Origin of the sequence: Rhodococcus sp. 06-418-5 (assembly GCF_002258285.1) — a bacterium.
GTDB lineage: Bacteria > Actinomycetota > Actinomycetes > Mycobacteriales > Mycobacteriaceae > Rhodococcoides.
The window spans coordinates 1-26,274 of sequence record NZ_NOYE01000025.1; the positions used below are offsets into that span (position 1 = coordinate 1).

The 26,274-nt window shown below is 65.2% G+C and carries 27 protein-coding genes, 4 tRNA genes and 2 riboswitches; of the genes, 11 read left to right on the forward strand and 20 right to left on the reverse strand.

The window, feature by feature from the left end:
- The 3 genes from CH274_RS18575 to CH274_RS18585 form a co-directional block, all read right to left on the reverse strand.
- Positions 1-231, reverse strand: a 231-nt coding sequence (locus CH274_RS18575) for an acyl-ACP desaturase (RefSeq protein WP_179273255.1), incomplete at its 3' end; no start/stop codon positions are given.
- Between the two features lie 271 nt (positions 232-502).
- A tRNA-Lys gene (locus tag CH274_RS18580) sits at positions 503-578 on the reverse strand.
- Between the two features lie 68 nt (positions 579-646).
- On the reverse strand, positions 647-1,900 hold the full coding sequence (locus CH274_RS18585) for a lipase family protein (RefSeq protein ID WP_094658433.1): 1,254 nt from the start codon (positions 1,898-1,900) through the stop codon (positions 647-649).
- A 665-nt stretch (positions 1,901-2,565) separates the two neighbouring features.
- Here CH274_RS18585 and CH274_RS18590 point away from each other — a divergent pair.
- The 6 genes from CH274_RS18590 (at position 2,566) to CH274_RS18615 (ending at position 4,757) form a co-directional block, all read left to right on the forward strand.
- On the forward strand, positions 2,566-3,234 hold the full coding sequence (locus CH274_RS18590; protein WP_094612304.1) for a TetR/AcrR family transcriptional regulator: 669 nt from the start codon (positions 2,566-2,568) through the stop codon (positions 3,232-3,234).
- A 79-nt stretch (positions 3,235-3,313) separates the two neighbouring features.
- Positions 3,314-3,386, forward strand: a tRNA-Glu gene (locus tag CH274_RS18595).
- Between the two features lie 124 nt (positions 3,387-3,510).
- Positions 3,511-3,584, forward strand: a tRNA-Asp gene (locus CH274_RS18600).
- A gap of 56 nt (positions 3,585-3,640) precedes the next feature.
- Positions 3,641-3,717: transfer RNA gene (locus CH274_RS18605), tRNA-Phe, on the forward strand.
- A gap of 84 nt (positions 3,718-3,801) precedes the next feature.
- Complete coding sequence (locus CH274_RS18610; RefSeq protein ID WP_094658434.1) at positions 3,802-4,371, forward strand: DUF6584 family protein; 570 nt, start codon at positions 3,802-3,804, stop codon at positions 4,369-4,371.
- A gap of 83 nt (positions 4,372-4,454) precedes the next feature.
- Positions 4,455-4,757, forward strand: coding sequence for a hypothetical protein (locus tag CH274_RS18615; RefSeq protein ID WP_032395870.1), 303 nt, complete (start codon positions 4,455-4,457; stop codon positions 4,755-4,757).
- Positions 4,758-4,778: 21 nt separating this feature from the next.
- Here CH274_RS18615 and CH274_RS18620 read toward each other — a convergent pair whose 3' ends face one another.
- Both CH274_RS18620 and CH274_RS18625 read right to left on the reverse strand, forming a co-directional pair.
- The gene (locus tag CH274_RS18620; RefSeq protein WP_141214673.1) at positions 4,779-5,078 is read right to left on the reverse strand and encodes an ANTAR domain-containing protein; all 300 of its coding nucleotides are present in this window, start codon (positions 5,076-5,078) and stop codon (positions 4,779-4,781) included.
- Positions 5,079-5,169: 91 nt separating this feature from the next.
- Positions 5,170-5,754, reverse strand: coding sequence for a helix-turn-helix domain-containing protein (locus tag CH274_RS18625; protein WP_032395868.1), 585 nt, complete (start codon positions 5,752-5,754; stop codon positions 5,170-5,172).
- Between the two features lie 111 nt (positions 5,755-5,865).
- Between CH274_RS18625 and CH274_RS18630 the strand changes: the two genes are divergently transcribed.
- Positions 5,866-6,984 (forward strand): hypothetical protein, encoded by a 1,119-nt coding sequence (locus tag CH274_RS18630; RefSeq protein WP_094645704.1) that lies wholly within the window; start codon positions 5,866-5,868, stop codon positions 6,982-6,984.
- Here CH274_RS18630 and CH274_RS18635 read toward each other — a convergent pair.
- The 6 genes from CH274_RS18635 to metE form a co-directional block, all read right to left on the reverse strand.
- Positions 6,911-7,828: a pseudouridine synthase gene (locus CH274_RS18635; protein WP_094658435.1), complete on the reverse strand. Its 918-nt coding sequence runs from the start codon at positions 7,826-7,828 to the stop codon at positions 6,911-6,913. The genes CH274_RS18630 and CH274_RS18635 overlap by 74 nt on opposite strands.
- 90 nt (positions 7,829-7,918) lie before the next feature.
- A complete protein-coding gene (locus tag CH274_RS18640) occupies positions 7,919-8,914 on the reverse strand; it encodes an NADP-dependent oxidoreductase (protein WP_094658436.1) in 996 nt (331 codons plus the stop codon).
- A 10-nt stretch (positions 8,915-8,924) separates the two neighbouring features.
- Positions 8,925-9,350 (reverse strand): organic hydroperoxide resistance protein, encoded by a 426-nt coding sequence (locus tag CH274_RS18645; RefSeq protein WP_027495882.1) that lies wholly within the window; start codon positions 9,348-9,350, stop codon positions 8,925-8,927.
- Positions 9,347-9,805 (reverse strand): MarR family winged helix-turn-helix transcriptional regulator, encoded by a 459-nt coding sequence (locus CH274_RS18650; RefSeq protein WP_032395865.1) that lies wholly within the window; start codon positions 9,803-9,805, stop codon positions 9,347-9,349. Before CH274_RS18650 ends, CH274_RS18645 begins: the two co-directional genes overlap by 4 nt.
- A 97-nt stretch (positions 9,806-9,902) precedes the next feature.
- Positions 9,903-10,946, reverse strand: a complete 1,044-nt coding sequence (locus CH274_RS18655; protein WP_094658733.1) for an ABC transporter substrate-binding protein — start codon at positions 10,944-10,946, stop codon at positions 9,903-9,905.
- 106 nt (positions 10,947-11,052) lie between these two features.
- The gene (metE, locus tag CH274_RS18660) at positions 11,053-13,308 is read right to left on the reverse strand and encodes a 5-methyltetrahydropteroyltriglutamate--homocysteine S-methyltransferase (RefSeq protein WP_094658437.1); all 2,256 of its coding nucleotides are present in this window, start codon (positions 13,306-13,308) and stop codon (positions 11,053-11,055) included.
- A 130-nt stretch (positions 13,309-13,438) separates the two neighbouring features.
- A riboswitch (cobalamin riboswitch) is annotated at positions 13,439-13,636 on the reverse strand.
- A gap of 249 nt (positions 13,637-13,885) precedes the next feature.
- Here metE and CH274_RS18665 point away from each other — a divergent pair.
- Complete coding sequence (locus CH274_RS18665; protein ID WP_094645833.1) at positions 13,886-14,977, forward strand: 3-deoxy-7-phosphoheptulonate synthase; 1,092 nt, start codon at positions 13,886-13,888, stop codon at positions 14,975-14,977.
- 13 nt (positions 14,978-14,990) lie between these two features.
- Here the strand turns inward: CH274_RS18665 and CH274_RS18670 are convergent, their stop codons facing one another.
- Entirely contained in the window at positions 14,991-15,611 is a 621-nt protein-coding gene (locus CH274_RS18670; RefSeq protein ID WP_032395863.1) for an alpha-ketoglutarate-dependent dioxygenase AlkB, read from the reverse strand.
- A gap of 58 nt (positions 15,612-15,669) precedes the next feature.
- On the opposite strand from CH274_RS18670, the gene CH274_RS18675 reads away from it, so the two are divergent.
- Entirely contained in the window at positions 15,670-16,095 is a 426-nt protein-coding gene (locus tag CH274_RS18675) for a VOC family protein (protein WP_094658735.1), read from the forward strand.
- Here the strand turns inward: CH274_RS18675 and CH274_RS18680 are convergent.
- Both CH274_RS18680 and CH274_RS18685 read right to left on the reverse strand, forming a co-directional pair.
- Positions 16,088-17,113 carry an AraC family transcriptional regulator gene (locus CH274_RS18680; protein WP_094658438.1) on the reverse strand — a complete coding sequence of 342 codons (1,026 nt, stop codon included), beginning with the start codon at positions 17,111-17,113 and terminating at the stop codon, positions 16,088-16,090. The two genes, CH274_RS18675 and CH274_RS18680, sit on opposite strands and share 8 nt — an antisense overlap.
- On the reverse strand, positions 17,110-18,282 hold the full coding sequence (locus CH274_RS18685) for a pyridoxal phosphate-dependent aminotransferase (RefSeq protein ID WP_094658737.1): 1,173 nt from the start codon (positions 18,280-18,282) through the stop codon (positions 17,110-17,112). Before CH274_RS18685 ends, CH274_RS18680 begins: the two co-directional genes overlap by 4 nt.
- Before the next feature lie 62 nt (positions 18,283-18,344).
- On the opposite strand from CH274_RS18685, the gene CH274_RS18690 reads away from it, so the two are divergent.
- On the forward strand, positions 18,345-19,331 hold the full coding sequence (locus CH274_RS18690; RefSeq protein ID WP_094658439.1) for an LLM class F420-dependent oxidoreductase: 987 nt from the start codon (positions 18,345-18,347) through the stop codon (positions 19,329-19,331).
- A 19-nt stretch (positions 19,332-19,350) separates the two neighbouring features.
- Here the strand turns inward: CH274_RS18690 and CH274_RS18695 are convergent, their stop codons facing one another.
- The 3 genes from CH274_RS18695 to CH274_RS18705 all read right to left on the reverse strand — a co-directional run bounded on the left by CH274_RS18695 (position 19,351) and on the right by CH274_RS18705 (position 24,094).
- Positions 19,351-20,019: a DUF3239 domain-containing protein gene (locus CH274_RS18695; RefSeq protein ID WP_032395859.1), complete on the reverse strand. Its 669-nt coding sequence runs from the start codon at positions 20,017-20,019 to the stop codon at positions 19,351-19,353.
- A 39-nt stretch (positions 20,020-20,058) separates the two neighbouring features.
- On the reverse strand, positions 20,059-21,714 hold the full coding sequence (locus CH274_RS18700) for a DNA repair helicase XPB (protein WP_032396285.1): 1,656 nt from the start codon (positions 21,712-21,714) through the stop codon (positions 20,059-20,061).
- 88 nt (positions 21,715-21,802) lie between these two features.
- Positions 21,803-24,094, reverse strand: a complete 2,292-nt coding sequence (locus CH274_RS18705) for a helicase-associated domain-containing protein (RefSeq protein WP_094658440.1) — start codon at positions 24,092-24,094, stop codon at positions 21,803-21,805.
- Positions 24,095-24,155: 61 nt separating this feature from the next.
- Between CH274_RS18705 and CH274_RS18710 the strand changes: the two genes are divergently transcribed.
- On the forward strand, positions 24,156-24,344 hold the full coding sequence (locus CH274_RS18710) for a hypothetical protein (RefSeq protein ID WP_032395857.1): 189 nt from the start codon (positions 24,156-24,158) through the stop codon (positions 24,342-24,344).
- A gap of 77 nt (positions 24,345-24,421) precedes the next feature.
- Here CH274_RS18710 and CH274_RS18715 read toward each other — a convergent pair whose 3' ends face one another.
- The 3 genes from CH274_RS18715 to CH274_RS18725 form a co-directional block, all read right to left on the reverse strand.
- The gene (locus CH274_RS18715; RefSeq protein WP_094658441.1) at positions 24,422-25,033 is read right to left on the reverse strand and encodes a resuscitation-promoting factor Rpf1 domain-containing protein; all 612 of its coding nucleotides are present in this window, start codon (positions 25,031-25,033) and stop codon (positions 24,422-24,424) included.
- A gap of 8 nt (positions 25,034-25,041) precedes the next feature.
- Positions 25,042-25,242: riboswitch (cyclic di-AMP (ydaO/yuaA leader) on the reverse strand.
- Positions 25,243-25,518: 276 nt separating this feature from the next.
- Entirely contained in the window at positions 25,519-25,893 is a 375-nt protein-coding gene (locus CH274_RS18720) for a YccF domain-containing protein (protein ID WP_032395855.1), read from the reverse strand.
- Positions 25,894-25,895: 2 nt separating this feature from the next.
- Positions 25,896-26,114 (reverse strand): hypothetical protein, encoded by a 219-nt coding sequence (locus CH274_RS18725; RefSeq protein WP_032395854.1) that lies wholly within the window; start codon positions 26,112-26,114, stop codon positions 25,896-25,898.
- Between the last annotated feature and the right edge of the window lie 160 nt (positions 26,115-26,274).

Below are 26,274 nucleotides of genomic sequence, written 5' to 3' on the forward strand. Positions count from 1 at the left end.
GTCCTCGGTGAGGAGGTTGGTGATCATCGCGGCCTGTGCGACGTCGGAGAGCTTGGACTGCTCCGGGTCGTAGTCCTGGCCGCCGAGTGCGGCGAAGTTACGACCTTCGTCCCACGGCACGTAGTCGTGAGGGTGCCACTCCCGAGCCATCGAGATGTGACGGTTCACATTGTCCTCGGCAGTGGGCACCAGCTCTTGCAGAAGCTCGAGCTGTGTCAGATCCCTCGCCATTAGATCGCCTCCATAGATTGCGTACGACCGGTCCAGCTTACGGCACCGTAGGTTCGGTGTGAACCTCGTCGCGGCTGTTCACTTGCTGTTCCGGCGGTCGTGATGTTCGGTGTCGATCGGCGCGAAGTCTCCCCGAAGCGTCGATCTTGCGACCGGCCCTCGCGAGTGCACGACCGCTGCAGTTCCCCCAACACGTCGTTCGGTCTCGGCCGATCGTTACGCCCGAGTGTACGTTCCGGACAGGTGTGAGCACTGTTACTCGGACGGTGTGTGGTGCCCCCAGTAGGACTCGAACCTACGACCTGCGGATTAAAAGTCCGTAGCTCTACCAACTGAGCTATAGGGGCGCGGCTCGAAAGTGTAATGGGCCGCGTAGCGCCAACGGGCAGTACCCCCGGCAGTGGGTTCCGACGGGTCAGCGCCCGAAGCTGCTGCATCCGCTCGGCACCGGAATGCCTGCCAGCCGGTCGTCGATCCAGGCGTACGCGCCGGGAATGCCGCTGAGCGCGACGATCAGGTGTTCGCCGAGATATTCCTCGAGTCTGACGTTCGCACCCTGGGCGCACCACTCGTCGTAGAGGGTCTCGGCTCCCTGTCGAGGAATCCAGAACTCCTGCCTGCCCTGATAGATCATGGTGGGGATGGTGGGCGCGAGGTCGCCGCCGAGACGGGTCGCGGCGATGATGCTCTCGGCGATCTCGGTGCGATCGACATTCGGAACGTTCGAGAGCGCCTGTGCCGGGATCGGAGCCACCACGCCACCGGGGGCGAGCAGACCGACGCACATGTCCTTGGCGATCGTGGCCAGACGCAGTCCGTCGGCGTTCATCAGCGAGAACATCTCGGGGTACTCCCGTGCCACCCCGAGCGCCGCCGACAGGAAGAGCGTCGATGCGGCCGTGCCGTTCATCGACGTCAGCAGAATCCGGTAATCGGTCGGTGGACCACCGAACGCCGCGCCCACCAGATTGACATCGGGCGCGTACGTGGGGGCCAATTGTGCCGCCCATCCTGTGGCGATCGCCCCACCCGAGTACCCCGTCATGGCGATGGGAGAAGACGCAGGCACGCCGAGCTCGGGCAGTCGAACCATGGCTCGGAGGGCGTCGAGCACCGCGTGTGCGGCCATGCGTCCGGCGGCGTAGGCCTGCCGTGGCCCCTCGTGATCGGTGACGACGACGGCGTAGTTCTTGGCCAGGAACGCCTGAACGGCCGGTATCTCTCGGGCGAGGCCGCGAGGAAGCAGCCACGACGGCGCACAGGTGTTGCCGAGTGAATTGATGGCCATGTTGTATGCCACGACGGGTCGGCTCCCGGCTCCGGTCCACGGTGCGACCGGCACGATCACGGTGGTGGCCGCAGCGACGGGACGGTCCTTGGAATCGTTGGTGCGGAACAGGATCTGAGTCGAGGTGACCGGCGTGAACAACGGTCCGACGGTCACCTGTCTGGTTGCGAGTACGGTCCCGGGAGGTTGTTGTTCGTAGCCTGCAGGGGGATCGAACCAGGGCTCACCCAGTGGGGTGGGTAGATAGAGAGCCGGGTCGGCGACGGGGGCCACGAAGTTGCCAAGGGGGTCTGCAGGCGCCGTGCCGGTCGTCGACAGAGCGAGTACGACCACCGCGAACGACGTTGTGATGGAACGAAATACGCGAATCGGCACCTTCATGGCATGCACTCGTTTCCGATCGGCCGAACTACTCCATGTGGTGCATGTCACAGTAAATCAGTACAGGTGCGAGTTCGGTGCGAGTCCGGGAACGTGTCGAAAACGTTACCGACCGGTCTTTCTCATATCGATTACCGGGCAATGGATTTGACCGAGGTCAGACAGCGGTTTCGGCGTATTCGATTGCCGATCACTAGATTTGAAATGCTAACGAGCAACGCGAATTAGTTCTGGTCCGAGATCCGTTACCGTGAAATGTAATTCGGTTTTCAACCGAAAGTGCGTGGTGTGCTCTGAGCGACGTGAAGGATACGTCGATCGTTCGTTTCACGGAACTCGGCTGTACCCCGGTCGCTGCCGCTGGCGAATCGGTCGAGCCGCAAGTCGGCACGGGGTCGGTAAGGGGGGCGGTCCGAAGAAGGTCGCGTCGGCGACAGCGGTGGACCGAGTGGAAAGCGGCTCGAGTGCGCACCCCCTGCAGCGCACTCGAGCCGCGCAGATCATACCATCCGGCTTGTTTCGGACGCCTAACCGATTTTTCCGACGGATGTGTGTGGCGAAGCGAACCGTAGGTGAGTCGACTCACGTGTCGTTCGGGTGAAGTACTCTCTATATGTACTACCTGCGGATACGCAGGGCGCTTGGGGCTCGGAGGCACGGAATAAATGGCACAACAAGAGCGCGCACGGCGGACCCGGGCTGCCATCGTGGAGGCGGCGGCGGCGGAATTCGCCAAGCGTGGATACGCAGCGGCATCCGTCAACACCATCTTGGAGGGCTCCAACGCCACCAAGGGTGCGATGTATTTCCATTTCCAGTCGAAGGAAGATCTGGCCCGAGCCGTGCTCGGGGCCGGTCTGGATCGGTACGTCGCTATCACGGAGAAGTGGGCCGACACCACCGCACACCCGTTCTACGTCATCCGCGGGATCGTGGACGACATCGCGCAGAACTTCCAGAACGACGTGATCGTGCGCGCCGAGTTCCGGTTGATAGTCGAGCCGGAGTTCTACGCGGAGGTGCACTCCGGGGGCGGTCGCGTCTGGGGAGCTCAAGGCCACAAGCAAGCCGAGCGCGCTCTCGCGATGGGCGACCTCAAGCCGGAGTTCGACGCAGCCAAATTCGTGCGGGTGCTTGCCGCGTCGATGGCCGGTCAGCGGTACATGTCGGATCTGGTTGCCGACAACGCGGATCTGCGCGAGCGGTTCGAGGAATCCGTCGAGGTCGTACTGCTCGCCATGGCGTCCGAGCGTTGGCTCGCCGAGTTCAAACTGCACGGGTGGGAGCACTACGGCGAAAACTGCGCGAAAACCACCTCTGACCTGCCGGTTTGAGATTTGCAGCGAAAGTGTCCTAAGCTATCCCAGCTCCCAACGGAACGCCGTTGAGGGTAACGTCGAAGCAGTTCGGCGGGCCCCCTTCGTCTAGCGGCCTAGGACGCCGCCCTTTCAAGGCGGTAGCGCGGGTTCGAATCCCGTAGGGGGTACGTAGGAAGAGATCGGATTGACAATCCGGTCGGCAGTACAGCATTCTTCGTCTCGCTTCCCGCGTGATGCGGATTTGCAGTTCGGAGAGTTGGTGCGCTAGAAATAGCGCGGCAACAACAGCAAGGCCCTGTGGCGCAGTTGGTTAGCGCGCCGCCCTGTCACGGCGGAGGTCGCGGGTTCGAGTCCCGTCAGGGTCGCAACATCGGTACGAAGGTACCGACATTGCGATGGCATTGTTTCACCGGTGCCGCCCGGCCAGGTAGCTCAGTTGGTACGAGCGTCCGCCTGAAAAGCGGAAGGTCGCCGGTTCGATCCCGGCCCTGGCCACCACGGTGTTGGATCGACAAGCACGATGAAAGCCCCTTCCGGTCGTCCGGCAGGGGCTTTTTCGTTCCCAGGAGTTATTGTCGACGCGTGGACGTGATCGATCGAGCTCAGGAGGATCTGGCGCGCGGAGACAGTATCGCCGCTCGAGATCGGCTGGTCGGCGCATTGGTCCGGAACCCGACGTCGCCCGGCATCCTAGAATTGCTCGCGTACACGCATCTGGTACTCGGCGATCGTGCGGCGGCCGGAGCCGTCTGGTTCCTCACCGACAAGTCCGACGACGATCCGACGGCGTCCGCAGCGTTCGCCGCCCTGGAGAAGCAGTACCGGTCGCCTCTGATGATTGCGCGGGCACTGCCCATCCACGCGCCCTCCGATTGGTATCCCACCCGCGCTCGGATACGGCTGGAGCGGCTGGGTGCCGCGATCGAAGCCAACGGTCAGCACTGGGTGCCGCCACGAGACGTCGTGTATTTCGACGAGGACGGGCTGAACTCGGACGACTTCTACGGCCGGGACGGCGATCAGGACGACTCGGAGTACGACCGCGCAGGGTCGAGTTACCGAACGGTGCGGCAGCGGGCGATCGCGGCGACCATCGTCATCGCGATCGCTGCCACCTCGGCATCGGTGGTGCTGGCACTCGTCTTCGGGTGACGCCGGTTCACGGACGAAGCGTGCGGCACCGAGCGTAGAGTCGCGAAAGAATTTCCGCCGACGATCGAGGGTGACGAGTTTCCATGGGCACAGCGAACGGTGCGGCGTCACCGGCTCCGCGAGACGACAACTATGCCGTCAACCTCGAGCAGGCGAGGGTGTTCGCGAGAGGGCTGGCCGAACATATCGAGACATGCTCGGCGTCCATCGAACTGGCGCAGTCCAAGGCATTTCGAGCTCGCGCGGATCGCGCCGAATCCCGTGCCCGAGCGTTCGAGTCCGAAGCGTCGACGCTCCGAACCGAGCTCTACGAGATGTACCGACACATCGACGCGATGACGGCACGCTTTCCGGAGCTGCGCAGCGACCCATCCGTTCGCGGCTAGCTCTCCGGAGCGCTCGTTCGATCAGAGGGCAGCCGAATCGGTGACCAGGCCGAAGGTCGTCTCTGCGCCTCGACGGCCGAGTGCCGATCCCCAGACCTCGTACACCGCGTCGGTGGCGGAGGATCGCTCGATGTCGCGGCCCTCCGCGACGGTGATGAGCGTGCGAGAGAGCTCGAACAGACTGACCCGGTGATGTCTCGCGGTCGTGAACAGCTCGTCGATGGCGTCGGCAACGGATCCACCGTGGATCCCGATGAGCACTCCGGTTGCGATGTCCACGTGAGTGCGGGACGCAGGCGATTCGGGCAGTCTGTCGGTCATCTTTTTCCTCGAGATGGTGTGTGGTCGGTGCGGATGACCGAAGTGGATCCTGGCGTCGAGCGGCTTCACTGTCTCACACGGACATGACATTTCATACCGTCGGTTTCGCCCGCACGTGCATCCGCTCGCCCTGGGGTCCGAACAGGCTCAGAAGCTCCACCGGTCGGTTTCCGACGGCACCGAACCAGTGCGGCACACGAGTGTCGAATTCGGCTGCCTCGCCTGCCTTCATCGTCAGATCGTGCTCGCCGAGAATCAGCCGCAGGGTGCCGTCGAGGACGTACAACCACTCGTACCCCTCGTGTGTCCGCGGACGCGGCTCCGAGCCCTCCGGGCGGACCAGGAGCTTGTACGCCTGAAGACCGCCGGGGCGCAGCGTCAGCGGCAGGATGGTCACGTGTTCGCGAACGGTCGCCGTGGTGCGCACCCGAGGGTCCGCCACGGGCGGCGCGGTCACCAGATCGTCGAGTTTCATCTGATGGGCACGAGCGATGGGCCACAGCAATTCGAGGCTGGGCTTGCGGTCACCGGACTCGAGTCGCGACAGTGTGCTGATCGAAATTCCCGTGGTGTCCGACAGCGATGCCAGGGTGGTGTTCTTCTCCATCCTGATGCGCTTGAGGCGGGGACCGAGGCCCGCGATGACCTCGTCCAGGCCGGTGTTCGAATCTTCCATGACACCATTGCAGGTTCGGCAACGAGGTTTGTCAACCCAGGAAACATCGAGGCGCGAAAACGGCCCGCGAAAACGGCCCGCGGGCGACGGCAGGCGGCACATACTCGATCGATGACCGGTCGTCCGGGGACCACATATCGCAGTGGCATGATCCGCGATGCCTACGGAAGCAGTGCATCCGAGGCGTTCATGGTCGTCGCCATCGCGACCATTCTGATCACAAGGGCTTACCTGGAGTTGACCGACTATCCCCAGGTCGGGGGCAAATCGTTGCACATCGCTCACGCCCTGTACGGCGGCGCTGCGATGATGCTCGCGTTGCTGATCGGGTGGATGTTCATCGGGTTCGGCGTTCGAGTGTTCACGGTGGTGCTCGGCGGAATCGGATTCGGGCTCTTTCTCGACGAAGTCGGCAAATTCGTCACCAAGGACAACGACTACTTCTACGGTCCCTCGTCGGAGATCATGTACGTCCTGGTGGTGCTGCTGTTGGTGTTCAGCAGGATCGTTCGGGAGTTCCGCCGGCCCTCGGTCGACGAATCGCTGGCCAACGCGGCTGCGATCGCAGCCGACGGCGTCGCGCACGGCCTACCCGAGCATCGACGCGACTGGGCGCTACGCATGGTCGCGCGGGCCGAGGCCGAGGGTGCCGACGCGGACACCGTGGCCGGGATCCGACTGTTGCTCGGCCGCGCTCGACAGTCGACGTCGCGGACCCACTCGCTGAAAAATGTCGTTCCCCGGCTGATTCCCGCGTTCTTCACCAGCGCCCGGTGGATTCCCGTCGTCGGGTGGGGGTTGGTTCTGCTCTCCGGGGCGGGGGTGGTGTTCGGGATCGTCGAGCTCGTCATCGGGGACCTGCACATCGATCGACGCGACCTGACGATCGACGTCGACAGAATGGGAATCGCGAGCGGGATCCTGTTCGTCAGTGCCTGCCTCACCTTCGTCACGGCGCTGCCTGCGATGCTGTGCTTACGTGCTCGAGGACCGCTCTGGCCGCTGCGAACCCTCCGGGTGTCCGCGTTGATCTTCACTCTTCTCAACGCCCTCGTGGACTTCGCTCAGGAGGGTTTCGCCGCGCTGGGGAATGTGGCGGTGGGACTGTTCGCGCTCGCGGTCATCTCGCATCGAATCACCGTCCGTACCGCCGAGCTCACGTCGGAAGCTGCTGCGACGCAGGCGGATCGAGACTCCGATTGCTCTCGAACCGTCGAATCAGGCCGCTGAGCGGATCGACGAATTCGATCGAACGCGCCAGCAAGCGAAGCGGATCGGAGTAGTCGTCGTCGGCGACCTCACGGAACGAGGGATAGAAATTGTCGCCGACGATCGGAATGCCCAACGAGCACAGATGAACTCGAAGTTGATGCGTCTTCCCGGTTCGCGGACGCAATCGATACAGGCCGTGGGCTCCGAACGTGTCGACGAGCTCGACGAGTGTTTCCGCGTTGGGCTCGCCCGGTACTTCTCGGGCCTGAAGAACGCCGCGCTCCTTGATGATTCGGCTGCGTACCGTCAGCGGGAAGTCGATGTCCCGGGAGCGTGGGGCAATCGCCTCGTACTGCTTGGTGATGGTGCGTTGAGCGAACAACTCCTGGTACGGCCGGCGGGCCTGCTGTCGCACGGTGAACACCAGAACCCCTGCGGTGAGCCTGTCCAGACGGTGCGCCGGGCTGAGCTCGGGCAGGTCGAATCGGCGGCGGAGCAGAACGAGGGCCGAGCGAGCGATGTATGCGCCGCGCGGAGTGGTGGCCAGAAAATGCGGCTTGTCGACGACGAGCAAGTTCTCGTCGCGATGGAGGACGTCGAGTGAGAACGGTACCGTCGGCTCCACCGGCGGGTCGCGGTAGAGGTAGATGTCCGCCCGCGGTCTCGCGACGGTCGTCGAATCGACGGGTACGCCTGCTGCGTCGACGATCTCGCCGCTCGCAACTTTCTCGGTCAGTCGGGCGGCGTCCTGCGGGAACCGGGCGCGCAGGTACTCGAGCACCGTCGCTCCGGTCGCGACCTCCGGCATCCGCACCCGAGTGGGATCGAGGCCGTCGCGCAACGGGAGGGGAGCGGCGGGCATGCACCGACTGTAATCGGTCTGGGCATGGAAACACCCCGGCCGGAAATTCCGGCCGGGGTGTGGTCTGCGGTGAAACCGTTCGGGTTCTACCTAGATGGTGACAACCATCTTGCCGGTGTTCTCGCCCTTCATCAGGCCGATGAACGCCGAGGGGGCGTTGTTCAGACCGTCGACGACCGTCTCGTCGAATTCGACTGCGCCGCTGCCCAGCCACTCGGTCATCTTCGAGCGGAACTCCTCGGTCACGTGCGCGTAGGAGCCGACGATGAAGCCCTTGAGCGTCAGCTCCTTGCCGATGGCGAGGGCAAGGTTGCGCGGTGCCGGTGTCGGTTCGGTCGAGTTGTACTGAGCGATGGCCCCGCACATGGCGATTCGGCCGAACTTGTTCATCGAACCGATGGCGGCTTCGAGGTGCTCGCCGCCGACGTTGTCGAAGTACACGTCGATGCCGTCCGGTGCTGCCTGTCGCAACTGCTCGGCAACCGGGCCGTCGTGGTAATCGAACGCCGCGTCGAAGCCGAGCTCGAGCAGGCGAGCCACCTTGGCGGGGGAGCCCGCACTGCCGATGACCCGAGATGCACCGAGCGCCTTGGCGATCTGTCCGACGAGCGAACCGACTGCGCCTGCAGCCCCGGAAACGAAGACGACGTTGCCCTCCGCGAACGAGGCGACCTCGGTCAGCCCGGCGTACGCCGTGGTGCCCGTCATTCCGAGCGCGCTGAGATATGCGGACGCCTTCGCGGCCGAGAGATCGACCTTGCTTGCGCCCTTGGCGGGGACGACGGCGACATCGCGCCAGCCCTTACCGTGCAGAACGGCGTCGCCGACAGCGAAACCCTCGGCCTTGGATTCGATGATCTCGCCGACGGCACCGCCGTCGAGCGGGGCGTCGAGCTGGAACGGCGGGACGTACGACTTCACATCGTTCATCCGGCCACGCATGTACGGATCGACCGACATCACGATGTTGCGGACGAGGATCTGCCCGTCGGCGAGTTCGGGAAGGTCGACGACCTCCGCGCGAAAGTTGTCTTCCGTCGGCCAGCCTTCTGGGCGGGACGCGAGGTGAATTTCGTGTGCCTTCAAGGGATTTCCTCTACTCGTCTTCGGTGACTGTGACGGTGACGTCGATGTTGCCGCGGGTGGCGTTGGAGTACGGGCACACCTGGTGGGCCTTGTCGGCCAGGGCCTGGGCGTTCTCGCGGCTCAAATTGGGCAGGGTCACCTCGAGGGTGACGGCGAGCTGGAAGCCGCCCGCGTCGTTGGGGCCGATGTCGACACGAGCGCCGACGGCCGAATCGGTGACGTCGGCCTTGTCCTGACGAGCGACCATCTGCAGTGCGGAGTGGAAGCATGCGGCGTAGCCGGCGGCGAAGAGCTGCTCGGGGTTGGTGCCGTTGCCGCTGCCGCCCATGGCCTCCGGGATGGCGAGGTCGAGATCGAGCCGTCCGTCGGAAGTGCGGGCGTGGCCGTTTCGGCCTTCACCGGTGGCCAGTGCCTCGGCGGTGTAGATCGTCTTCATGATGCTCCTTCTGTCGTGCCGGAATCGGTGTGATGCAGAGCGCTCGTCAATGCGTCGAGCGACTCCTTGAGTTTGACGAGATCGTCGACGTTCATGCCGGTCTTCTCGGCCAGCTTTCGTGGAATGTCGAGTGCCTTTGCGCGCATGGCACTTCCAGTCTCGGTGAGGTGGATCTCGACCCGACGTTCGTCGGTGCTCAGGCGTCGGCGCTCGATGAAACCGAGGCCTTCGAGGCGCTTGAGCATCGGCGACAGCGTGCCGGTGTCGAGATCGAGTTCGGCGCAGATGTCCTTGACGCCGCGCCCGTCCCGTTCCCACAGCACCAGCAGTACGAGGTACTGCGGATACGTGACGCCGAGCTCGTCGAGCATCGGGCGATACACCGCGGTGGTAGCCCGCGATGCGGAGTACAGCGCGAAGCACACCTGACGGTCGAGTGCGAGTTCGTTGGTCACGTCAAGAACAGTAGTGCACGGTTAAGTTGCGCGCAACCTACCTGTTCGATGTGCATGGAACTTCGTAGTGGGCTACGAAGTTCCATGCACATGGGGGTCAGCTCTGCAGGGCGCTCTTCAGGCCGTCGAGCACGATCGTTGCCGCCGTCGGGCCGGCATTGAGGTACCACGGGTCGTCGTCGACGCGCACGATGTGGTTCTCGGTTGCCGCGCTCATTCCGGTCCACAGCGGGTTGGTGGTGTACGACGCGGCGCTGGAATCGGCTCCGGCGTCCTGGCTCGATACGAACACCCAGTCCGCGTTCGCGAGCTGAATTTCCTCCTCGCTGAAATCCTGCGAGGTCTTGTCGAACTGCTGGCTGTCCGGGCGCGCCAGACCGGCATCCCAGGCGATGTATCCCGCGAACGACGGGATGCCGAACACTCGCGCTCGATCGGCGGTGAAGCGGACGAACGAGACCGTGGGTGCTCCGGTGTCGGCAAACGAACCACCCAGTGCCGCAGCGTCGGAGGTGAAGCTGTCGATGAAGGTCTGCGCCTGCTCGGTTCGGCCCAACGCGTCGGCGAGAAGGAGGAAGTCCTGCTTCCAGTTCACTCCGGTGCCCTCCGTGAGCACGGTCGGCGCGATGGTCGAGAGCGTCGGGTAGATGTCCTCGGAGCCGGTCTTGTTCGCCAGGATGAGGTCGGGTTCGATGGCTGCGATGGCCTCGATGTCGACCTCCTGTCGGTTGCCGACGTCGACAAACTGCGACATGCGATCCGCGTACTGCGGGAACGAGAAGCTGATGTAGTCCGGGACCAGTGCGGCGCCGTCCCCGTAGGCGACTCCGGTGGGTACGACGCCCAGAGTGAGAGCTGCGTCGAGCTGACCGGTGGCGATCACGACGATCTTCTTCGGTTCGGCGGGGATCTCGGTCGAGCCGCCGAAGTGGCCGACCGTGCGGGGGAACACGCCGTCCGCGGCACCGGAACCCATGCCGTCGGGGATGCCGGTCGGGCCGGGGGCGTCGGTGGCCGCATCGGCTGTGACCGACGTCGACGCGGTGGAGGGAGTGGCCGTCTGCTCGGCGGTGCCGCCGCAGGCGACAGTGGTCAGTGCGGTGACCGCGGCGATCGTGGTGGCCAGGAGTAGACGTTTCACTTCGTTCTCTTTCACAGATCGGGCGTAGGCAGGTAAGCCTAGCCTGTACCTGGCGAACGAGGTGAGCGGAACTTCGTAGCAGGGGTCGAAGTTCCGCTCACCTGGGTCAGCGCAGCGCGGCCGCCGCCTGCACCATGTTTCTCAGCGACCGCTCGACCTCCGCCACGCCGCGGGTCTTGAGTCCACAGTCGGGGTTGACCCAGAGTCGTTCGGCAGGAACTGCTTTCAATGCCGCCCGCAGCGATTCGGTGATCTCGTCGACGCTCGGCACCCGCGGTGAATGGATGTCGTACACGCCGGGGCCGACACCGAGGTCGAATCCGATCGAGTTCAGGTCGTCGAGTACTTCCATGTGCGAGCGGGCCGCCTCGATCGACGTCACGTCGGCGTCGAGGTCGGCGATCGCGTCGATAATCTCACCGAACTCCGAGTAGCACAGATGCGTGTGAATCTGCGTGTGGTCGGACACGCCGGATGTCGAGATCTTGAACGATCGCACGGCCCAGTCCAGGTACGCCGCTGTGTCTTTCGAGCGCAGGGGGAGGAGCTCACGAAGGGCAGGTTCGTCCACCTGGACGATTCGAATACCCGCTGCCTCCAGATCGATCGTCTCGTCGCGAATCGCCAGGGCGATCTGGGCTGCGGATTCGGCCAACGGTAGGTCGTCTCGGACGAACGACCACGCCAGAATCGTCACCGGGCCGGTCAACATGCCTTTGACCGGCTTGTCGGTGAGCGACTGCGCGTACTCGGACCAGTGCACGGTCATCGGTTTCGGGCGCGAGACGTCGCCGTACAGAATCGGCGGCCGAACGCACCGAGATCCGTACGACTGGACCCAGCCGTTCGACGTGGCCGCGAAGCCACTGAGCTGCTCGGCGAAGTACTGCACCATGTCGTTTCGCTCGGGCTCGCCGTGGACCAGCACATCGAGGCCGATCTTCTCCTGCAGTGCAACGACATCGGCGATCTCGGATTGCATCCGGGATACGTATTCGGCGTCGTCGATCTCACCGGTGCGCAGGGCTGCCCGAGCGAGTCGAATCTGCGTGGTCTGCGGATACGAACCGATGGTGGTCGTCGGCAACGACGGCAAGTCCAGTCGCGCAGCCTGAGCCCGGCAGCGTTCCTCGGCCGGGGTGCGGTCGACGGAGATTCCCGCGTCGAGACGTGCCCGAACGGCCGCGTCGTGCAGACGAGGGTCGGTGCGACGAGTCTCGAGCGCGGCTCGGGCCTGCTCGAGCTCGGACGACACCGATTCGGTGCCCTCTCGCAGCGCCCTCGCGAGGACGGCCACCTCGGCAACCTTCTCGGTACCGAAGGCCAGCCAGGATCGGAGCGGATCGACGATGTCGGTCTCTCCGTCGAGGGTGTACGGAACGTGCAGCAGCGAACACGAACTCGACACCGCGAGCGTGCCGGCACTACCCAACAGGCTCGCCAACGTTGCCAGCGCCTTGTCGAGATCCGTCCGCCAGATGTTGCGCCCGTCAACGACGCCCGCGACTATGTGCTTGCTCGCGAGCGCAGGTATCACGGCAACGTGCTCGACGGTGCCCGGCACCGTCAGATCGATCGACAATCCCTCGATACCGGTCGACGCGAGCACGGGCAGTACCGCACCGAGGTCACCGAAGTACGACGCCAGCAGTATGGCAGGCCTCGTCGACACTGCGCTCAGGTAGTCGTAAGCCTTCTTCGCACAGTCGATCTCGTGCTGCGTGCGGTCGGCCACGAGCGCAGGTTCGTCGAGCTGGACCCACTTCGCCCCGGCATCGGCGAGGTGTGTCAGCAGCTCCGCGTACAGCGGCAGAATCTCGTCGAGGCGGTCCAGTAGCGGGGCGCTGCTGCCGACTGCCTTTGACAGCAACAGGAACGTCACCGGTCCCAGGACGACCGGTCGAGCCGGGACATCGAGCGCGCGAGCTTCTTCGAGCTCGGCGAGCACCTTCTCGGGATGCAGTGAAAAGGTTGTCGCCGGGGAGATTTCGGGCACGAGGTAGTGGTAGTTGGTGTCGAACCACTTGGTCATCTCCAGTGGTGCGACGGTCTCGTTGCCTCGGGCGGCGGCGAAACAGCGGTCCAGCTCGCTGTTGATGCTCCGAACCCGCTCGGGTAGTGCGCCGAGCATGACCGTGGTGTCGAGCACGTGGTCGTAGTACGAAAAGGTGTTCACCGGAACGGAATCGAGTCCGGCAGCGACGAGTTCTCGCCAGGTGTTCTCGCGCAATGTTCGCGCGACGGATTCGAGTGCGGCTGCGTCGAGCGTTCCGGCCCAGTAGGATTCGACGGCTTTCTTCAGTTCTCGGTTCGGTCCGATACGGGCGGAACCGAGCACGGTGGCGGTGAATTCGATACTCACGGTAGTTCTCCAGGTGACTGCTGCATCGATGGCGCACCGCCTTCTCGGGCGCGCGAATCCCGGAGAGCCCCACGAGCAGCCGTACCAGGGTTACGCGCCCATTCCACGAGGCGGTGAACCGCTGCGCACGGCGTGCACAGCACAGACGGCAGGTATTCGGACTCGCGGGCACGTGGACGAACAGTCCACTCCTACTGGCCGTCGCTTCCCGAAGAGGCCTCTTCAGTGCTGTTGACGGCGGTCGTTCCTGCATACCGCTGCGGGACAGTCCCGGATTCTCACCGGGTTCCCTCTCACGACGCGCCGTACCGCACGCATCGCTTCGGCGCCGTGGTGAACTTCGGGGCTCCTCATGACCACCTGGCGAACCGACTGCAGGGACGAGCATAGATGCATCGACGAAGCGTCTGCTACGGTGCTCTCATGCAGCGCACGTATTTCTGGTTTAGCAGGCCGGCCCCGGGTGGGTCAGCCAGCGACGCCATGCGCTGAACTTCCACCCCACGAGCCGGATACAGACCGGCTCGAAGTGCGTGTGGAGCATGAGGAGCCGGCCTGGGAACAGGAACGACCTCTCATGACACTCTCTCTCGACACCCCACCTCTCGACGATCAGCGGACCATCAGCATCAGTCCGTTGATCGCTCCGTCGGTGCTGCGCCGCGAGCATGCCGTCGACGACGCGATCTCGGCCACGGTCCGTACCGGCCGCGCCGGTGTGGTCGACGTGCTGGACGGCCGCGACGATCGGCTGATCGTCGTCGTCGGCCCGTGCTCGGTGCACGACACCGCCGCTGCTCTCGACTACGCCCGACGCCTCGCCGCCAAGGCATCCGAACTGGGCGATCGCCTGCACATCGTCATGCGCGTCTACTTCGAGAAGCCGCGAACGACGCTGGGCTGGAAGGGTTTGATCAACGATCCGCACCTCGACGGCAGCTTCGACATCAACGCCGGTCTGCGAGTGGGACGCCAACTGCTGCTCGACATTTCCGCGCTCGGTCTGCCGGTCGGGTGCGAGTTCCTCGACCCGATCACCCCGCAGTACATCGCAGACCTGGTCAGCTACGGCGCAATCGGTGCGCGAACGGCGGCCAGCCAGGTGCACCGGCAGCTGTGCAGCGCGTTGTCGATGCCGGTGGGGATCAAGAACTCCACCGAGGGGGACATCCAGGTTGCGGTCGACGGCACCCGCGCTGCCGCCGCGAGCCACGTCTTCCCCGGCACCGATCTCGACGGTCAGGCGGCTCTCATTCGCACTGTCGGGAACCCGGACTGCCACGTGATCCTGCGCGGCGGTGTCGACGGGCCGAACTACGACGCCGAATCGGTCGCCGATACCGTTGCGCGACTGCGTAAGTCGGGTCTGCCGGAGCGGGTGGTCATCGACGCCAGTCACGGCAACAGTCGTAAGGACCACAACAAGCAGGTCGACGTGGTCACCGACGTGGCCGCTCGGGTGGCGGCAGGCGAACACGGCATCGTCGGACTGATGCTGGAGAGCTTCCTGGTCGCGGGCCGTCAGGATCTCGAACTCGGCCACCGGGACGAGCTGGTGTACGGACAGTCGATCACCGACGCCTGCCTCGATTGGGACACGACGGCAACGCAATTGGACACGTTGGCCGCAGCGGTGGTGGAGCGACGGAACTCGATCACCGCTCGTTGACGAACCCGGCCCGTCAGCGAACCCCGCGCGGTCGGAACTGCACGCTGATGCGTGGGCCGATCGCGCGGGTCGACTTGGGAATCGCATGCTCCCAGGTGCGTTGGCACGAGCCGCCCATCACCACCAGGTCCCCGTGGGCCAGCGTGAACTTCAGCGACGTTCCGCCGCCACGCGGTCGAAGCATGAGTTGCCGTGTGGCACCCAGCGATACGATCGCGACCATGGTGTCCTCGGTGGCGCTGCGACCGATGTTGTCGCCGTGCCAGGCGACGCTGTCGGATCCGTCGCGGTAGTAGCACAGTCCGGCGGTGGCGAACGATTCACCGAGTTCGGTGCGGTAGTGATCGTCGAGCGCATCGCGTGCGTCGTACAGGGCTGCGTCGGGCCACCGTTCGCGCTCGGCGTAGAACCGAACCAGGCGCGGCACGTCGACCACGCGGTCGTACATCTGCCTACGTTCGGCTCGCCAATCGACGGCGTCCACCAGCGAATCGAACAGGTGGGAACCGGCCAACCAGCCCGGTCGAACGTCCACCCACGCCCCGAGCGTGAGTTCGCGGCGGGTGACGGACTGCAGCGATCCGACGCCACCGTCGTCGTCACCGAACAGGGAGCCTTGCATCGCGAGCGACATGGATCGACTGTATCGAACAGGTGTTCCCATTGCCAGTGAGTGGCGGTATCGTGCCCGCATGGGATACGGACTTCAGGTTGTGGTCGACAGCTCGAACCCCCATGCGCTGGCGAAGTGGTGGGCGCAGACGCTGGGCTGGCAGGTCGAACCCAGCAACGAGAGTTTCATCCGTGAGATGGTCGCCGCGGGCCACGCCCGCGAAGAGGACACGACCGTCTTCGAGGGCGTTCTGGTGTGGCGGGCGGGCGCCGGCATCTCGGATCCCGAGTCGCCCGGCAGTCCGCGGGTGTTGTTCCAATCGGTGCCCGAACCGAAAACGGTGAAGAATCGGTTGCACCTCGACATTCGCGTCGGCGACGAGCGCGAGACGGTGGTCACGCAACTGCAGGCCCGGGGTGCATCTGTACTGCATCGAGGACACCAAGGCCCCAGTGTCTGGATCACCATGACCGATCCGGAGGGCAACGAGTTCTGCGTCAGTTGAGCCGGTAAGCACCGGGAGTCTGGCCGGTCCATCGCTTGAAGGCCCGGCGGAAGGCACTGGGCTCGGAGAACCCCAGGCGGGTCGAGATGTCGTCGACGCTGTCGCCGCGACTGAGCCCGGAGATCGCCGCATCGCGCAGTACTTCTTCGCGCAGTTGGTTGATGGAGGTGCCCTCCTGCCGAAGAATTCGTCGCAGGTGCGGTGGGCTGATGTTGAGCATCGCCGCGATCTCGTCGGTTCCCGGTGCTCCACCTTTGAAACCGGTTTCCAGGGCGCGGCGGACCTGGCTCGACGCCGTGCTGTCGTAATCTCGAGACGAGAACAGTAGATTGGGCGACTCCGCGAGATAGTCCGCCAGCGTCGCCTCGGTCTGCACGATCGGTGCCCGCATCACTGCGCTGTCGAATTCCAGTGTGGCCAGATCGGTTCCGAACTCCACATGAGTGCCGAAGATGGCGTCGTACATCTTTCCCGCTTCGGGTCCCGGCAGCGGGTAGGGCAGTTGGACCGACAGAAGTTTGACCCGGTTGCCGATGAGCCACGCCGCGAATCGGTGCAGCAGAATCAACAGGAAGTCGGTCAGCAGTCGCTCGGCGAGTTCGTTGCCCTCCGGGCTGAGGTGGGTGGTGGGGGTGACGTGCACGGTCAACACCGTGGATTCCTCGGTTCGGTCCATCGTCATGGGGCGCACCGGAATCAGCACCCGCATGGTCTCGGACATCCGAACCAGCGCAGCCCACAGGTTCTCGGTGTGTATCAGCGTCTGGCACACCACGCGAAAGCTGCCGCGTCGCACCGGAACTGCGGCGAGGCCGAACAGTTCGTCGCCGGTCATCGCCCAGACCGCCTGGGTGAACGCGGTGACCTGCCGAGTGGTCAGGCGCTCCGCAGGATTGCCGAGGATGGTGGAACCGATGCCGGCCATCGACAGCGGGTAGGTCAGGTCCACCCCGCTTTTCGTCGCGAGGTCGACGGCCTGCCTGACGAAGTACGCCGGGATCGTCGGTTGCGCAGTCACAACTTTCGTAGCCTCTCGGCTGCGTCGGCGAGAACCTCGTCCTGCTTGCAGAAAGCGAAGCGCACCAATGATTTCCACGGACCCGGCTCGTCGACGAACGCGGTCACCGGAACCGCCGCCACGCCGACCAGGTCCGGGAGGGCACGGCAGAATTCGTAGGCGTCACCGCGCCCGATCGCCGCGATGTCGGCACAGACGAAATAAGTTCCCGCGCTGTACTTCACATCCGCTCCTGCGGCGGCGAGCGCGGCCGAGAGCGTGTCCCGTTTGCGTTGCAGGCCGTCGCGCATCGTGGCTATCCAGGCCTGTTCGTGCTCGAGCGCGTAGGCCACGGCCGGTTGGAACGGAGTACCGCCGACGAAGCTCATGAACTGTTTGGCGGCGCGGACGGCGTCGATCAGTTCGGCAGGCCCCAACGCCCAGCCCGTCTTCCACCCGGTGGCGTTGAAGGTCTTGGCGGCGCTCGACACGGTGACGGTTCGCTCGAACATCCCGGGCAGTGTCGCGATCGGCGTGTGTACGCGGCCGTCGAAGACGAGATGCTCGTAGACCTCGTCGGTGAGGACCAGCAGATCGTGTGCCACCGCGATCTCGGCGATGCGGATCATGGTGTCGCGGTCGAAGACCGTGCCGGTGGGATTGTGCGGGGAATTGACGATCAGCATGCGCGTGCGAGGCCCGATGGCGCGTTGGAGGGCGTCGGTGTCGACGGTCCACCCGTTGCCGTCGGCGACCAGCGACACGGCGGTCCGGGTGGCACCGGCGAGAGCGATGGCGGCGGCATAGGAGTCGTAGAACGGCTCGATCAGCAGGACGTCGTCGCCCGGCTCGATCAGACCGAGGAGGGACGCCGAGATCGCCTCGGTGGCACCGACGGTGACGAGTATCTGCGAATCGGGGTCGTAGCGCAGACCGAATCGCGCCGACCGGTCCTCGGCGATGGCAGCGCGCAGCACCGGCATGCCAGGGCCGGGGGAGTACTGATTGAGGCCACTGGCGATGGCCTGGCGCGCGGCGTCGAGCATGGCGGGTGGGCCGTCGGTGTCGGGGAAGCCCTGCCCGAGGTTGACGGCATTCTTCCGGACGGCGAGCGCGGTCATCTCGGCGAAGATCGTCGATGCGAACGGGCGCAACCGTGCCACTGTGCGCGAGGGGAACGACTCGGACATTCCTGCAGCGTAGTTCACAGACGGCAGCCGGTCGTTCGCCCTGCGTCTGTACTGTGCCTGTCATGCGATTCGGATTGTTCGTGCCACAGGGGTGGCGTCTCGATCTCGTCGGTATCGACCCTGCCCGGCAGTGGAGTGCGATGCGCGACCACGCACTCGCCGCCGAGGCCGGTCCGTGGGAATCTCTGTGGGTCTACGACCACTTCCATACCGTTCCCACCGCGACCGACGAGGCCACGCACGAGGCCTGGTCGCTGATGTCCGCGTTGGCCGCGTCCACCTCGCGGATCAGGCTCGGGCAGATGTGCACGGCGATGGCGTACCGCAACCCGGCCTACCTGGCCAAAGTTGCTGCCACCGTGGACATCGTGTCGGGCGGCCGCGTCGAGATGGGCATCGGCGGCGGCTGGCACGAGCACGAGTTCCGAGCCTACGGCTACGGATTTCCCTCTGCCGGAGAACGATTGGGCAGGCTCGACGAGGGTGTGCAGATCTTCAAGCAGGCATGGACGGCCGGCGAGGTATTCCTCGACGGAAAGTACTACGAGATCGACGGTGCCGTGGTGCGACCCCTGCCGTTGCAGGAGGGCGGCATCCCGCTGTGGATCGCGGGTGGCGGCGAGAAGGTCACCCTCAAGATCGCCGCGAAGTACGCCGACTACACCAACTTCGACGGAACCCCCACCGGTTTCGCCGCCAAATCCGCTCTGTTGCGTGAACATTGTGCAACCGTGGGTACCGATTTCGATGCCATCGTCCGCTCGGCGAACTACAACGTCGCCATCGGTGCAACCGAGGCCGAGGTGGAAGACCGACTGCGCGCCCTCGAAAGTCGCCTGACCGAGTACGTGGGTGCAGAGAAGGCGCAGGGTGCCCTCGACGCGTACCGCGGGATGCCCGCAGTGGGAACTCCTGAGCAGATCGTCGAGAATCTGACGGCGCTGCAGGAACAAGGGATGACGTACGGCATCTTCTACTTCCCCGAAGCGGCGTACGACCGGTCCGGTATCGAACTCTTCGAGCGCGAGGTGATCCCCGCCCTGGCCTAGGCCGGGGATGCGGTTCGATTCAGCGCAGGTCGTCGGGAAGATCCGCAGGATCGATGAGCAACTGTTGGTTCTTGGCGGTGCGGACCTTCTCCGACAGGCCGATGTTGGCGTGCAGCAACGCCCACTCGCCCTCGGTGATCTCCTCGACTGCCCGCGCGATGACCCCCGGATCGGTGGTTCCCCATGCGATGGGCATCGCCGTGGCCAACTGCCACGTTCGCCCACCGGTGTTGCGGCCACGGTCCGCGAGAACCGACACCGCAGGCACCTGAGCGCCCCGCTCGACGGCGTGGCCGGGAAGCGTGCGCACGACGCGGGTGATCAACACGTAGTGCGGCTCGTCCACCTCCGGCTTCGCGATGTCGATCAGAGCCAGCAGTATCGCTCCGCTCGGTAGCTTCTCGGCCACCATCGCCGGCACCAGATCGCCTGCAGCATATTGCGATTCGATGGAACCCATCTTTCGGGGTGCCCACAGCATCACCCAGAGCGAGGTGGCCGCACCGATCAGGAACACTGCGCCGAGGATGTACGACCACGGAGCGGCGATCCAGATGAACCAGGCCCCGAGCGCGATGAGGAACACGGCGGTCAGCGCTGCGGAGGAACGCAGCCGACGAAGCTCGGTGAACGTCTCGTTGACCGACTTCGCGTGGGCTACGTCTACAGGGAACTCGAACTTGCGCACAGAGGTATTCCTAGCACGGCCCCGAGTGGACCCGACGTCTCAGATCGCCGGACCGAGCAGATCGTCCGCGTCGGTGATGCGGTAGGCGTAGCCCTGTTCGGCGAGGAAACGCTGACGGTGGGCTGCGTACTCGGCGTCGAGGGTGTCGCGGGAGACCACCGAGTAGAAATGCGCCTGACCGCCGTCGTGCTTCGGCCGGAGCAGCCGGCCGAGGCGCTGCGCCTCCTCTTGCCTGGAGCCGAACGTTCCCGAAACCTGAACTGCCACAGAGGCTTCAGGAAGGTCGATCGAGAAGTTCGCCACCTTGCTCACCACGAGCGTCTGGATCTCGCCCTTGCGGAACGCGTCGAACAGCACCTCACGCTCCTTGTTCTTGGTCGAGCCCTGAATGACCGGAGCGTTCAGCGCTTCACCGAGCTCGTTCAACTGATCGAGATACGCGCCGATGACCAACGTCGGAGCGTCCTGATGTTTGGCGAGGATCGACTTCACGACGGCGATCTTGGTGTGCGCCGTCGAGCACAGCTTGTAGCGCTCCTCGGGCTCGGCGACGGCATAGGACATGCGCTCGGCATCGGTGAGGGTGACGCGAACCTCGATGCACTCGGCAGGCGCGATCCAGCCCTGTGCCTCGATGTCCTTCCACGGAGCGTCGTACCGCTTGGGTCCGATCAGCGAGAAGACGTCGCCCTCGCGGCCGTCCTCGCGGACGAGGGTCGCGGTGAGGCCGAGGCGTCGACGGGACTGCAGATCGGCCGTCATGCGGAACACCGGCGCGGGGAGCAGGTGCACCTCGTCGTAGATCACCAATCCCCAGTCGCGGGAATCGAAGAGCTCCAGGTGCTTGTACTCACCCTTGGTGCGACGCGTGATCACCTGATACGTGGCGATTGTCACAGGGCGAATTTCCTTGCGCTCTCCCGAATACTCGCCGATCTCGTCCTCGGTGAGCGAGGTGCGTGCGATGAGTTCGCGCTTCCACTGCCGACCGGCGACGGTGTTGGTGACCAGAATCAGCGTGGTCGCCTTCGCTCGGGCCATCGCGGCTGCGCCGACCATCGTCTTGCCGGCACCACAGGGCAGTACCACCACTCCCGAGCCACCGGCCCAGAACGAATCGGCCGCCATCTCCTGGTAGTCGCGAAGCGTCCAGTTGCCGCCCTCGGTGTCGAGCTCGATGGGGTGAGCTTCGCCGTCGACGTAGCCGGCGAGGTCCTCGGCAGGCCAACCGATCTTGAGCAGCATCTGCTTGACGTGGCCGCGTTCGGACGGATGCACGATCACCGTGTCCTCGTCGACCATCGCGCCGAGCATGGGTGCAATCTTCTTGTGCCGCATCACCTCTGTGAGCACGGCGCGGTCCAGACTGATCAGGACCAGACCGTGTATCGGGCTCTTGACCAACTGCAACCGGCCGTAGCGCGCCATGGTGTCGACGATGTCGACCAGCAGCGGTTGCGGCACCGCGTAACGCGAGAAGTTCACCAGCGCGTCGACCACCTGCTCGGCGTCGTGGCCCGCGGCACGGGCGTTCCACAGGGCCAGCGGGGTGATGCGATAGGTGTGCACGTGCTCGGGGGCACGTTCGAGCTCCGCGAACGGTGCGATGGCCGCCCGCGCTGCGCCCGCGAGTTCGTGATCGACCTCGAGCAACAGCGTTTTGTCGGACTGGACGATCAGCGGGCCGTCGGTCACGGTTCCTCCTAGAGACATCTGCTGCGCCCGAAAGAGCGCAACTTCTCCATTGTCCACAGGTAGGGGCGCGCGTGCACGTGAGCCCGGTCTACTCGACCAGTGCGACCGAGGTGATGCGATGCAGGGTGAAGCGTCGAACCCCACCGGTTGCGGGGTCGAACGCGTCGAGTTGGCCGCCGCCGATGCTGATCGGATCGACGATGCGATGGGTGGCCACGCCCTGGGCGTCGACGTAGCCGATGCTCACGCTCCGTTTGACCTTCGCCGCGGTCTGCAGCAGCGTCATCGTCGCGGTGCTGCTGGCTCGAGATCCGTCGGCGCGCACCACCGCGCCGCCGTTGCCTGCCGCTCTGTCGGCTGCGCGCATTCCACGCACCAACGAACCCAGCTGTTCCTCGGTCGGGACGGCCGGAGTGCGGAACGTCTGGCGTGGACGCCTGGCCGATACCCTCGACCCGCGGGCACGCAGATCGACTATGGTGCCGGACGAGTCCTCGCCCGCAGGCGCGAATCCCGCTCCGGCCAGGACCGTGAGCACCTCGGCGAGCGGGGCCTGTGAGATCGCGACGGTCGGAGCCAGTGCCCTCAGGGCCAGGGATTCGGCTGCCGGCGACGCCATCACCTCGGCCAGCAGGGCCGGGTCCTCGCATCGAACGAACGACGCGGCGACGCCCGCTCGTAGGCGGCCGTGCCGACGAGCCACATCGTCGATCAGGTAGGTCAGGGCCTGGGGTACCGGCGTTCGCGAGTGGGTGGCGAACAACGAGTGCAGTTCGGAGGCGGTCAGTCCGACGTCGAGGGCGCGGCGCAGGCTGGTGTCGCTGATCCGGTACATCGTGGCTGCGCCCGCGGACTCCACGTCGGCGACCAGTTCGATTCGATCCTGTAGTTCGGGCTCGAGGGGTCCGGGTGCCACCAGGGTGAGGTCGGCCTGCACCAGGACGTAGTCGATGGGCTCGGGCAGCGTCGCACGCATGTCTGCCTCGGCGTTGCCGTCGTGCAGCAGGGAGCGTCCCGGGGTCGAGATCGCCCCGCGGGCGACGATGCCGAGAGCCGTTGCTTCGGCGAGAACATGTCCGACGGGGGTGACGCCGAAGCGTCCCGACCACCGGGGTCGACGCCACGCCAGGGTGCGGGCGAGATCGGCGGGCTGTGCTGCGTGTCCGCTGCCGAGTTCGGCGAGCAACTCGAGAATCATCCGTCGGTCCCGGGGTGCGGCCGGGGATCGGACTTCGTCGGACAGGGCGGCGATGGGCTTGTCGTTGGGGTCACGCATCCCGATGACCCACGGTGCCCGTGGCACTTCGAGCCAGGCGGAGGCGAGGGTGTGCCAGCGGGCAGCGGGGGCCGCGGTGAGCCACGCGTCGACGGCGGGTGTGGGTGCCCAGTAGTCGTCGCCGTTGTCGGACGCAGGCCCCGGGTCCGGTGTTCCGCTCGAGATGAGATGGGCGGCGGCCAGTAACTCGACGAGGATGCTCACTCGATCGTCGTCGAGGCCGGTGGCCTTGGTGATCTTGCGGAGCTCGCGCACTCCGAGGCCGCCGGCCTTGAGGGCGGGTGCAGGCGAGGCCGACAACGCCTCGATCACGGCTACGCAGTGTCGGTTCAGCTCCAGTGCCTCTCCCGCGGCAGCGGCGTCGACATCGGTGAGCGAATAGGTGCTGGTGGCGAGCTTGGGTTCGGCGAGCGAGCGTGGGTCGGACATCGGTTCGCCGCGCAGGATCTGCCCGACCTGGACGGGAAGCTCGACGGTTTGCTCGTCCAACCAGATCAGTAGGCCTGCGGCGAGCAGCTTCTGGACGGGTCGATCGGGCGGTGTTCCCGGTGCGGCGTCTCGGGTGCGGCCGGTCGGGGACGATCTGGCGAGGGTGTCGAGAAGGCTGCGTTCGCCGTCGCCGAGCTCGGCCAGAGCCGCGGTGATGTGTGATTCGGTGAGGTTGTCGACCGGGTCGAGTGCGCGGCCGATGCGCCACGGCACCGCGTCCGCCGCGGTGGCGCTGATTCGGAAGCCGGCTGCATCGCCCCACACCAGCAGGCGTTCGCGCAGCTGGGCCAGTGCCCTGTCCACGCTCTTGGCCGGTGCGCGTTTGGCGACCACTGCCAGCAGCGCGGCGCGAGTGACGGGTCGTTCGTACGCTTCCTCGATGGCGAGGATCTCGAGGATCGTCAGGGCCAGGGTGTCGAGGGTGTCCGCGGTGTGCAGGATCGATCGGCGCTGCTCGGCCCGTCCGGCCAGCACGGCCAGGGATGCGGGCGGCGGCGCGGTCAGATCCGGACGCAGCGACATGGCCTTGATCAGCTCGGCGTCGCTGCGAGCTGCGATCCATTGCGGCAGATCAGGAGGCGTGTCGGTGTGTCGGTGCGCAGTCGTGTCGGTCATCGTCTATCAGATTAGAGACCTGGGCTGGTGCTCGCCGCAGGGCAGGTGTCAAAATGGGCCCATGGTGAACAAGTCGAAGAAGCCCTATGTCGATCCAGGCTGGCCGGACACCGCTCGCGGTGACCACGCGGTGACCGAACTCTCGTCCGCTCGATCGGGTGGCTTGTCACCCTTCGGCGAGGACACCGAGTTCCCGCTGCCCGTCGAAGACCTGCCCTATGCCCACCCGGTGACCGTGGTCAATCGCTGATTGCGGACCTCGAACACGAAAAAGCCCCCGACGATCGTCGGGGGCTTTTCTCGTACGAGCTCGAACTGCCGTGCAGCCTACTGGGGCAGGAATGCCTTGTTGGCCTGGTAGAAGTTCACGATCTGCGGATCGAGCTGGATGCCCTGAGCCGCGTTCTGCACGAACGCTGCGATCTGCGGATCGTTGGTGATGTTCTGGACGGCGGTGACGATGCCTTCGACGACCTCGGCCGAGCTGTCCACGGCCGGGACGGACGTGAGGTCGGGGAGAGCGGGAACCTCCGGTGCCTTCGGGGTGACCGGAACGCTGCGCTCGGTGGGCGCGCTGTTCAGGCCGAGGCTCGAGGAGCAGGACGGCCATGCGCCCCAGCCCTGCGAGTCGAGGACCTTCTCCGCCACTGCGATCTGCTCTTCGCGGCTGGCCTGGTTGGCCGTGGCCGCGTACTGCTGGCCGCCGTGTGCGTTCCAGGTGCTGGGGGAGAACTGCAGCCCGCCCTGGAAGCCGTTGCCGGTGTTGATGCCCCAATTGCCGCCGGCTTCACACTGTGCCAGGCGGTCCCAGTCGGAATCCGGTGCCGCGTTGGCGGTGCCGGTGAAGGCGATGCTCGCGGTGCCCATGATGGCTCCGGTGACTGCCACCTTCGCGACGGTCTTGCCAGTGGTGCTCGGCTTGCGATGACGTCCGCTCATACGAGTTGAAATCCTCTCCACACGCGCCTGCGAGGTCAGCTGTCGGGTTCGGGCTGAGAGGTAGCCCGGCCTTTTCGCTCACTCCTCGGAATGAGCAATTGGGCTTAACCCCAAGGGAAGTCGGGGCGGCTTCGTGAGCCGCTACAACTTCCCGGTTGTCCGTGGAGGACGTGGGTCCCCCGTCCTCGTCCCCTGGGTGATCGTCGAGGGTGTTCCGGTTCCCGCGGGACGAGGTTTGGCGCTGCGGGCCGGAATTCGGCCGAACTTTCCGGCCGCTGCTGACCGTACTGAAATTCCCGCCTTACGTCACTATTTGGTAACTGTCGATTTCGGGGCGTCGTCGAGAGCGCATTTCGTACCTGTTTCGGGTCTCTCGAGTCGGCCCAGCTAGTGGACGTGCCGGGCATTGAACCCCTGTCCGTTGCCTGTCCGTTACCCGAGCGTGATGTGATGGAAGTCACATCGGCGTCGCCTCGTTCGAGAGGTCACCGAACGGCAACGATGTCCTTGCCGAGGGGCATGAGGGATACGGGAATCATCTTGAGGTTCGCGATCGCCAACGGGATGCCGATGATGGTGATCGCCATCGCGAGCGCAGTGAGCACGTGAGTCAGGGCCAACCACCAACCGGCCAGAATCAGCCAGAGCACGTTCCCGATGAGCGCGCCCGATCCGGACCCCGGCTTGTCGACGATCGTCGACCCGAACGGCCACAGCGCGTAGACGCCGATGCGGAACGACGCGATCCCGAACGGGATCGTCACGATGAGGATGCACAGCAGCAGTCCGGCGAGGAAGTAGCCGAGCGCCAGCCACAGGCCGCCGAAGACCAGCCAGATGATGTTCAGAATCAATCGCATGGTCAGCGCGCCCGTCGTCCGGATGCCAGCGCGTACACCAGGGCCAGCAGGAAGCCGGTCGGCGCGGAGAACATGGCCGTCAGATACAGCCCCAGTGGGGGCTTGGCGTCGGAGAAGATCGGAAACATCAGGATCGCGACGATGGCGACGAGGCCGATCGCGAACAGGGTCAGCGCGATGCGCAGCAGGGCGGTGCTGCTCTTACGGGTCGTTGTGTCCACGTACCCCACGGTAGTGCGAAGCGGGGCGCTGTGAGGAGCACGGTGCGGGAACAACTCGAATGCTCTATCCGGGCTCACCGCGCTAGACTGAAGTATTCGCGTCCTACGTTCTCGTGGGGCGCGAAACTTGTGCGGGCCGACCATCGGTCCCACGACCAAC